The sequence below is a fragment of the Streptomyces milbemycinicus genome, assembly GCF_002154605.1.
In the GTDB taxonomy this organism is placed as follows: Bacteria; Actinomycetota; Actinomycetes; order Streptomycetales; family Streptomycetaceae; genus Streptomyces; species Streptomyces milbemycinicus.
In genome coordinates, this window is sequence record NZ_MUNE01000383.1 from 1 (window position 1) to 8,943 (window position 8,943).

At 69.7% G+C, this 8,943-nt stretch carries 9 protein-coding genes; all 9 read right to left on the reverse strand.

Translation table 11 applies throughout. The features are described from left to right. Positions 1 to 66: 66 nt before the first annotated feature. On the reverse strand, positions 67 to 1,020 hold the full coding sequence (locus tag CCN51_RS29110; RefSeq protein WP_014175616.1) for an ABC transporter permease: 954 nt from the start codon (positions 1,018 to 1,020) through the stop codon (positions 67 to 69). Then, positions 1,007 to 1,831 carry an ABC transporter ATP-binding protein gene (locus CCN51_RS29115; protein ID WP_014175615.1) on the reverse strand — a complete coding sequence of 275 codons (825 nt, stop codon included), beginning with the start codon at positions 1,829 to 1,831 and terminating at the stop codon, positions 1,007 to 1,009. Before CCN51_RS29115 ends, CCN51_RS29110 begins: the two co-directional genes overlap by 14 nt. Before the next feature lie 105 nt (positions 1,832 to 1,936). Then, complete coding sequence (locus tag CCN51_RS29120; protein WP_014175614.1) at positions 1,937 to 3,079, reverse strand: ABC transporter substrate-binding protein; 1,143 nt, start codon at positions 3,077 to 3,079, stop codon at positions 1,937 to 1,939. 206 nt (positions 3,080 to 3,285) lie between these two features. Further along, entirely contained in the window at positions 3,286 to 4,620 is a 1,335-nt protein-coding gene (locus tag CCN51_RS29125) for a sulfate adenylyltransferase subunit 1 (RefSeq protein WP_014175613.1), read from the reverse strand. A 2-nt stretch (positions 4,621 to 4,622) separates the two neighbouring features. Further along, positions 4,623 to 5,576: a sulfate adenylyltransferase subunit CysD gene (cysD, locus tag CCN51_RS29130; RefSeq protein ID WP_014175612.1), complete on the reverse strand. Its 954-nt coding sequence runs from the start codon at positions 5,574 to 5,576 to the stop codon at positions 4,623 to 4,625. Continuing rightward, positions 5,573 to 6,139 (reverse strand): adenylyl-sulfate kinase, encoded by a 567-nt coding sequence (cysC, locus tag CCN51_RS29135; RefSeq protein WP_078610392.1) that lies wholly within the window; start codon positions 6,137 to 6,139, stop codon positions 5,573 to 5,575. Before cysC ends, cysD begins: the two co-directional genes overlap by 4 nt. Further along, complete coding sequence (locus tag CCN51_RS29140; protein WP_014175610.1) at positions 6,139 to 6,846, reverse strand: phosphoadenylyl-sulfate reductase; 708 nt, start codon at positions 6,844 to 6,846, stop codon at positions 6,139 to 6,141. Before CCN51_RS29140 ends, cysC begins: the two co-directional genes overlap by 1 nt. Further along, the gene (locus tag CCN51_RS29145; RefSeq protein WP_014175609.1) at positions 6,843 to 7,025 is read right to left on the reverse strand and encodes a hypothetical protein; all 183 of its coding nucleotides are present in this window, start codon (positions 7,023 to 7,025) and stop codon (positions 6,843 to 6,845) included. Before CCN51_RS29145 ends, CCN51_RS29140 begins: the two co-directional genes overlap by 4 nt. Then, positions 7,022 to 8,719: a nitrite/sulfite reductase gene (locus CCN51_RS29150; RefSeq protein ID WP_014175608.1), complete on the reverse strand. Its 1,698-nt coding sequence runs from the start codon at positions 8,717 to 8,719 to the stop codon at positions 7,022 to 7,024. The genes CCN51_RS29145 and CCN51_RS29150 overlap by 4 nt, the downstream gene beginning before the upstream one ends. Positions 8,720 to 8,943: the final 224 nt, after the last annotated feature.

Below are 8,943 nucleotides of genomic sequence, written 5' to 3' on the forward strand. Positions count from 1 at the left end.
TGTGTATAAGGACCAGCCTTACAGGGGGCGGGTACGGTTCCTTACGGGGCGGGTACGGGCGGTGCGTCAGCGGGCGCTTGCCAGCAGGCCCCGGCTGCGCAGCACCCGCCGCTCGATCGGGGCGAAGATCAGCAGCTCGATCGCGATCCCGACGAACAGGATCATGATGATGCCGAGCAGCACCCCCGCCATATCGGAGTTGTTGCGCTGGTTCTCCAGGTACTGGCCGAGCCCGAGCCCCAGGTCGGGGGACTTGGCGATGATCTCCGCGGCCATCAGCGAGCGCCAGGAGAACGCCCAGCCCTGCTTGAGCCCGGCGACATAGCCGGGCAGCGCGGCGGGCAGCAGGATGTGGCGGGCGCTGACCAGGCCCCGGGCGCCGAGCGTGCGTCCGGCGCGCAGAAACAGCGGGGGCACCTGGTCGATGCCGGAGACCAGGCCGTTGGCGATCGAGGGGACCGCGCCGAGCAGGATGACGGTGTACATCATCTTGTCGTTGAGGCCCAGCCAGATCACCGCGGGCGGCACCCACGCCACCGAGGGCAGCGACTGGAGTCCGGACAGGATCGGGCCGATCCCGGCGCGGATGAACTTCACCCGGGCGACGATCAGCCCCAGCGGGGTGGCGATGGCCAGCGCGATGAGGAAGCCGAACAGGCCGCGCGAGACGCTGGTCCAGATGATGTCGAGCAGTTCGCCCTTGAGCCACAGTTGGTGCAGCGCGTCCCAGACCAGCTTGGGGTCGGGGAGCTTGTAGTCGTCGGTGACCTTCGCCCAGACCAGCACCTTCCAGATGAGGAGGATCAGGGCGACGGCCACGACGGGCGGCAGCACCTTCTGGACCAGCACTTCGGCCGGGGACGTACGCCGGATCTGCACCGCGTCCAGCGCGTCGAGCCCGGCCTCAAGACCCGCCAGGTCCTGGCTGGACTGCTTTGGCCGTTCCCCTGTGGGCTCGTCCGTCTTCTCCACGGCGGCCGTCGTCTTCGGCGACTCGCCGGTGGTCTCAGTGCCGGCCATGGCGGCGGATCTCCCCACGCAGTTCTTCGGTGATCTCAATGGACAGGTCCGCGACGGCCGCGTCCTCGATCCGGCGCGGCTGCGGAATGTCGACCGCCCACTCCCGGACGACCCGCCCCGGCCGCGAGGACAGCAGCACCACGCGCTGGGCCAGCCGCACCGCCTCGCGCACGTTGTGCGTGACGAACAGGACCGAGACGCCCGTCTCGCTCCAGATGCGGGTCAGTTCGCCGTGCAGCACATCGCGGGTGATGGCGTCGAGCGCGGCGAACGGCTCGTCCATCAGCAGCACGCTGGAGTCCTGCGCCAGCGCGCGGGCCAGTGCGACGCGCTGCCGCATACCGCCGGACAGTTCGTGCACCCGCTTGCCGTGCGAGCCGCCCAGCCGTACCAGCTCCAGCAGCCGCTCCGCCTCGGGTTTGCGGTCGGCGCGCGGTACGCCGCGCAGCCGCAGCGCCAGCTCGATGTTCTTGCCCGCGGTCAGCCACGGGAAGAGCGCGTGCTCCTGGAACATCAGGGCCGGCCGGCCGCCGTCGACCTCGATGGCCCCGGCGGTCGGCCTGTCCAGGTCCGCGACCAGGTTGAGCAGCGTCGACTTACCGCAGCCCGAGGCGCCCAGGATGCAGACGAACTCGCCGGGGCGCACATCGAGGTTGATGTCGTCCAGCACGGGCTGCGCGGCTCCGGGGCGGCCGAACGCCTTGTGGACGTGGTCGATGCGGACAGCTCCGGAGGGATGCGGCGAACCTGCGGCGGCCGCCGCGGCCGCGCCCGCCCGGTCGGCCTTGTCGGTGGTCAGTGCCGGGGACATCCGGTCACCTCCTGATGGGTGCGTACGTGCGGTGTGCGTACGGGATGCGGGTGTGCGTACGGGGCGCCCGCGTACGCGATGCGTGCGTACGCGGGCGCTCGGCGGCTACTGGGTGCCAAGACCCGCGGCCGAGACCGTCGGCCTGCCCTCCGCCTTGAGGACCTTGTTGAGCAGGGTCAGGTCGTAGATGCCCTTGAGGTCGGGCTTCTCCAGCAGCCCCGCCTTGACCGCGTGGTCCGCCTCGGTGTTCAGGGTCGAGGCCAGCGGGTCGTCGGTGACCTGGATGCTCTTCCACGCCGGGTCGATCACCTCGGCCGGGAGCGCCTTGCCGGACTCCGCCTTGAGCGCGGCGTTGGCATCGGCCTTCGCCTTGTCGGGGTTGGCCTTGATATACGCGTTGGTCTTCACCGAGCCGCGCAGCACGGCCTCCACGACGTCCGGGTGCTTCTTGAGGAAGTCCTGCCGGACGATCACGTTGGTGATGACGAACTTCTTGTCCGGCCACAGCGTGGACTCGTCCAGCAGCACCTTGCCGCCCTCGGCGACCAGCTTGGAGGCGGTCGGCTCGGGCACCCAGGCGCCGTCGATGGAGCCCGACTTGTAGGCGTCGGGGGTCACCTTGTTGTCCGTACGGACCACGGAGACATCGCCCTTGCCGCTCTGGGCGTCGACCTTCCAGCCCTTCTCGGCGATCCAGTTGAGGAACGCCACGTCCTGGGTGTTGCCCAGCTGCGGGGTGGCGATCTTCTTGCCCTTGACGTCGTCGAGCGTCTTGATCTTCTTCGGGTTGACGACGAGCTTGACCCCGCCGGATGCGGAACCCGAGACGATCTTGAGGTTGTCGCCGTGGGACTTCACATAACCGTTGATGGACGGCGAGGGGCCGATCCAGCCGATGTCGATGGAGCCGCCGTTGAGCGCCTCGATCTCGGAGGGGCCCGCGTTGAAGACGAACGGCTTGATCTTGGTGCCGCCCAGCTCCTTCTGGATCTCCCCGCCGTTGCGCAGGCCCACCAGCGCGGTGGCGTGCGTGAGGTTGGCGAAGTAGCCGACCTTCACCGTGTCCAGGCCGCCGATCTTCTTGCCGCCGGCGGCGGGGACGGTCTTGTCTCCCGTGTCGTCCTTCTCGGAGCCGTAGCCGCAGGCGCCCAGCGCGCCGATCAGCAGGGGGAGGGCGGCGGCTGCCGCGAAGAGGCGGGTGCGTCGGCTGAAGGCCGGTCGTGGGTGCGTGGTGCGGTCGACGGACACGGGAGGTGTTCCTCTCGGAGGGCCGGGGACAGCGTCAGGGGACGCCCGGCAGTTCGGCAGGTCTTCGATTGCGGTGGGGCAGGGGGACGGGGAGCGCACAGGTCAGCTGGCACATCGGCCGACCCCTCCCTGGCCACTGCCCAGGGCGCCGCTGCCGACGCGGCCGCCCTCTTTCGCGAAGGTGGAGAAGACATCACCGGACATGGTCAGAAGTCCCATCCGTCGTCATCGGTCTGGTCGTCATGGGTGGGGACAGGGGTTGCGAACGAGTCGCCCACCATGCCCGCGGTCAGCGTCGTCCCGTCGGCCGGGTCGATCAGGATGAACGAGCCGGTGCGGCGCGAGTCGGCGTACGAGTCGACCGGCAGCGGCTCGGCGGTACGGATCTTCACCCGCCCGATGTCGTTGGCGACAAGCTGCTCCGGGTGCGGGTGCAGGGACAGATCGTCGAGGGTCAGCCGGGACGGGATGTCCTTGACGACGGCCTTCACGGTGCGGGTGCCGTGCTTGAGCAGCACGCGGTGGCCGACCGTCAGCGGCTGGTCGGCGACATGGCAGACCGTCGCCTCGATGTCCTGCGTGGCCTGCGGCGCGTCCTTGCCCGGCACGATCAGATCGCCGCGCGAGACGTCGATGTCGTCCGTCAGCAGAATGGTCACCGACTGCGTCGTCCAGGCCACGTCGACCGGCTTGCCCAGCAGATCGATGCCCGAGATCGTGGTCGTACGGCCGGACGGCAGCACCATGACCCGCTCACCGACGCGGAACGAACCGGCCGCGATCTGGCCCGCGTAGCCCCGGTAGTCCGGGTGCTCCGCGGTCTGCGGACGGATCACATACTGCACGGGCAGCCGTGCGTGGCAGTGCGCCAGGTCGTGGCTGACCGGGACGGTCTCCAGATGCTCCAGGACGGTCGGACCGCCGTACCAGTCCATGGTCGCGGACGGCTCCACCACGTTGTCACCGGCCAGCGCCGAGATCGGGATGGCCGTGACATCGGGGATGCCGAGCTCGGTGGCGTACGCCGTGAACTCCTCGGCGATGGCCGCGAAAACGGCCTCCCGGTAGTCGACCAGGTCCATCTTGTTGACCGCGAGGACCACATGCGGGACGCGCAGCAGCGCCGCGATCGCGGCGTGGCGGCGGGTCTGCTCGACGACGCCGTTGCGGGCGTCGACCAGGATCACGGTGAGTTCGGCGGTGGAGGCGCCGGTGACCATGTTGCGGGTGTACTGCACATGGCCGGGCGTGTCGGCGAGGATGAACCGGCGCCGGGGCGTGGCGAAGTAGCGGTACGCCACATCGATGGTGATGCCCTGCTCGCGCTCGGCGCGCAGCCCGTCGGTGAGCAGCGCGAGATCCGGGCCGTCCTGGCCGCGGTTCGCCGACGCGCGCTCCACGGCCTCCAGCTGATCGGCGAGAACCGACTTGGAGTCGTGCAGCAGGCGGCCGACGAGGGTGGACTTGCCGTCGTCGACCGAACCGGCGGTGGCGAACCGCAGAAGGGTCGTCTCGGAGAGCTCTGTGGTCGTCGTGGTCATGCTTAGAAGTACCCCTCGCGCTTGCGGTCCTCCATGGCGGCCTCGGACAGCTTGTCGTCGGCGCGGGTGGCGCCGCGCTCGGTGAGCCGGGAGGCGGCGATCTCGGCGATGACGGCGTCCAGCGTGGTCGCGTCGGAGTCGACGGCGCCGGTGCAGGACATATCGCCGACGGTGCGGTAGCGGACCTGCCGCTTCTCGACCGTCTCGCCGTCCTTGGGCCCGCCCCACTCGCCGGCGGTCAGCCACATGCCGCTGCGCTGGAAGACCTCGCGCTCATGGGCGAAGTAGATCTCCGGCAGTTCGATGTTCTCGCGGGCGATGTACTGCCACACGTCCAGCTCGGTCCAGTTGGACAGCGGGAAGACGCGGACGTGCTCGCCCGGCGCGTGGCGGCCGTTGTACAGGTTCCACAGCTCGGGGCGCTGGCGGCGCGGATCCCACTGCGAGAACTCGTCCCGCAGCGAGAAGACACGCTCCTTGGCGCGGGCCTTCTCCTCGTCGCGGCGGCCGCCACCGAAGACCGCGTCGAACCGCTCGGCCTGGATCTTCTCCGTCAGCGGCAGCGTCTGCAGCGGGTTGCGGGTGCCGTCGGGGCGCTCCTTGAGGACGCCGCGGTCTATGTAGTCCTGAACGGAGGCCACATGCAGGCGCAGCCCATGGGCCGCCACCGCACGGTCCCGGTACTCCAGGACCTCGGGGAAGTTGTGTCCGGTGTCGACGTGCAGCAGTGAGAACGGCACCTGCGCCGGGGCGAACGCCTTGAGCGCCAGATGCAGCATGAGGATGGAGTCCTTGCCGCCGGAGAACAGGATCACCGGCCGCTCGAACTCGCCCGCCACCTCGCGGAGGATGTGCACCGCCTCGGACTCCAGCGCGTCCAGGTGCGTCAGCGCGTAGAGGCTGTCGCCGTCTTCCGAGCTGGGTCCCGATCCGTTGATCTGAGCCACCGTGGTCATGCAAGTCCCCTCTCACCCAGCAGCGACCTGAGCGCCGCGGCGGACTCCTGCACACCCTGCTGATGTGTCTCGATGCGCAGATCCGGGGAGTCGGGGGCCTCGTACGGGTCGTCGACCCCGGTCAGCCCCTTGATCGCGCCCGCGGCCTGCTTGGCGTACAGCCCCTTCACATCGCGCTCGGCGCACACGTCCACCGGTGTGGCGACATGCACCTCCAGATACGCCGTGCCTTCGGTCTGGTGGCGCTTGCGGACCGCTTCGCGGCTGTCCGCGTACGGGGCGATCACCGGCACCAGGACCTTGACGCCGTTGGAGGCCAGCAGCTCGGACACGAAGCCGATCCGCTGGACGTTGGTGTCCCGGTCCTCACGGGAGAAGCCGAGGCCGGAGGAGAGGAACTCGCGGATCTCGTCGCCGTCCAGCACCTCCACCCGGTGGCCCTCACCGCGCAGCCGCTCGGCCAGCGCGTAGGCGATCGTGGTCTTGCCCGCGCTCGGCAACCCGGTGAGCCATACCGTGGCGCCCTGCTCTGTCACGCTCATCTGGTTCTCCTGGTCAGCCATCAGCCGTGCAGCCCGCACTCGGTCTTGGCGCGGCCCGCCCAGCGGCCGGCCCGTGCGTCCTCGCCCTCCAATACCCGCCGGGTGCACGGCGCGCACCCCACCGACGCATATCCGTCCATCAGCAGGGGGTTGGTGAGCACACCGTGTTCGTCGACGTACGCGTCCACGTCCGCCTGCGTCCAGCGGGCGATCGGGGAGACCTTGACCTTGGCCCGCTTGGGGTCCCAGCCCACCACCGGGGTGCCCGCGCGGGTCGGGGACTCGTCGCGGCGCAGCCCGGTCGCCCAGGCGTCATAGCCGCGCAGCCCCTCCTCCAGCGGCTTGACCTTGCGCAGGGCGCAGCACAGGTCCGGATCCCGGTCGTGCAGCTTGGGGCCGTACTCGGCGTCCTGCTCGGCGACGGTCCGGCGGGGGGTGAGCGTGATGACGTTGACGTCCATCACGGCCGCCACCGCATCGCGGGTGCCGATGGTCTCCGGGAAGTGGTAGCCGGTGTCGAGGAACACGACATCGACGCCGGGCAGCACACGGGAGGCCAGATGGGCCACCACCGCGTCCTCCATCGAGGAGGTGACGCAGAAGCGCGGCCCGAAGGTGTCGGCCGCCCAGCGCAGGATCTCCAGCGCCGGAGCGTCCTCCAGTTCACGCCCCGCGCGCTCGGCCAGTTCTTCCAGGTCTTTCGCGGTGTGCTGGACCTGCTCGGTCATATCGCCGTGTCCCCTTCGCCGTGGTCGCGCCGCAGCCCCTTGGCCAGCAGCCCGAGGAACGACAGCCGGAACGCGCGGTTGCAGGAGGCGCATTCCCAGGCGCCGTGGCCTTCTTCGGAGGGGCGCAGGTCCTCCTCCCCGCAGTACGGGCAGTAGAACGGAGCCGCACGCTCACTCATGACAGCGCCTCCTCACTGGCCCTGGCCGCCCACGTCGCGAACCGCTCGCCCTCTTCCCGCTCTTCCTGGAAGCGACGCAGCACACGCTCGATGTAGTCGGGGAGTTCGGCGGAGGTGACCTTCAGACCGCGCACCTTGCGGCCGAAGCCGGCCTCCAGGCCGAGCGCGCCGCCCAGGTGGACCTGGTAGCCCTCGACCTGGTCGCCGTTGTCGTCCATGACCAGCTGGCCCTTGAGGCCGATGTCGGCGACCTGGATGCGCGCGCACGCGTTCGGGCAGCCGTTGAGATTGATGGTGATGGGCTCGTCGAACTCGGGCAGCCGGCGCTCCAGCTCGTCGATCAGCGAGGAGCCGCGCGCCTTGGTCTCGACGATCGCGAGCTTGCAGAACTCGATGCCGGTGCAGGCCATCGTGCCGCGCCGGAACGTGGACGGCTTGACCTGAAGGTCCAGCGCCTCCAGCCCGGCGACGAGCGAGTCGACCTGGTCCTGCTCGACGTCGAGCACGATCATCTTCTGCTCGACGGTGGTGCGGAGGCGGCCGGAGCCATGTGCCTGGGCCAGTTCGGCGATCTTGGTGAGGGTCGCCCCGTCCACGCGGCCGACGCGCGGCGCGAAGCCGATGTAGTAGCGGCCGTCCTGCTGGCGGTGTACGCCGATGTGGTCGCGCCACTGCTGGACGGGCTGCGCTGGCGCGGGGCCGTCGACCAGCTTGCGCTTCAGGTACTCGTCCTCCAGCACCTGGCGGAACTTCTCCGCACCCCAGTCGGCGACCAGGAACTTCAGCCGGGCGCGGGTGCGCAGCCGCCGGTAGCCGTAGTCGCGGAAGATGCCGATGACCCCCGCCCAGACCTCCGGGACCTCGTCCAGCGGGACCCAGGCGCCGAGCCGGACGCCGATCTTCGGGTTGGTGGACAGCCCGCCGCCGACCCACAGGTCGAAGCCGGGGCCGTGCTCGGGGTGGCGTACGCCGACGAACGCGATGTCGTTGATCTCGTGGACGACGTCGAGCAGCGGCGAGCCGGAGATGGCCGTCTTGAACTTGCGCGGCAGGTTGGAGAATTCCTTGTTGCCGATGAAGCGGCTGTGGATCTCGTCGATGGCCGGGGTGCCGTCGATGATCTCGTCCTCGGCGATCCCGGCGACGGGCGAGCCGATGATGACGCGCGGGGTGTCGCCGCACGCCTCGGTGGTCGACAGGCCGACGGCCTCCAGCCGCCGCCAGATCTCGGGCATGTCCTCGATCCGGATCCAGTGGTACTGGATGTTCTGCCGGTCGGTGATGTCGGCCGTGCCGCGGGCGAACTCCTGGGAGATCTCGCCGATGACCCGCAGCTGCTCGGTGGTCAGCCGGCCGCCGTCGATACGGACGCGCAGCATGAAGAACTCGTCGTCCAGCTCTTCCGGCTCCAGGATGGCGGTCTTACCGCCGTCGATACCGGGCTTGCGCTGGGTGTACAGGCCCCACCAGCGCATACGTCCGCGCAGGTCGGCGCCGTCGATGGCGTCGAAACCACGGTGGGCGTAGATCGTCTCAATGCGTGTCCGCACATTGAGACCGTCGTCGTCCTTCTTGAACTGCTCGTTGGCGTTGAGGGGCGTGAAGTGACCCGCGGCCCACTGGCCCTCGCCGCGGTGGCGTCCGGCCTTGCGGCGGGGCGTGGCTGCGCTGGGGCGGTCCGGGGTGGCGGCCATGGCGGTGTGTGTCCTTCTGAGCGGCTCTGGTGCGGCGGACGGTGCTCGTGTACACCCTCGATGCCCTGCGCTTTGACCGAGCGCGTCGGTGACCTGCGGTTTTGCGCAGGCGGGCATGGCAATGCGGGGGAGGGTGAGGTGCGGTGGCGGGGAGAATGAGGCGTGCGAGGTCGCCCACGTCGTCGGGGGCGGCGGGGAATGCGGTTTGTCTCCTATACCCATCT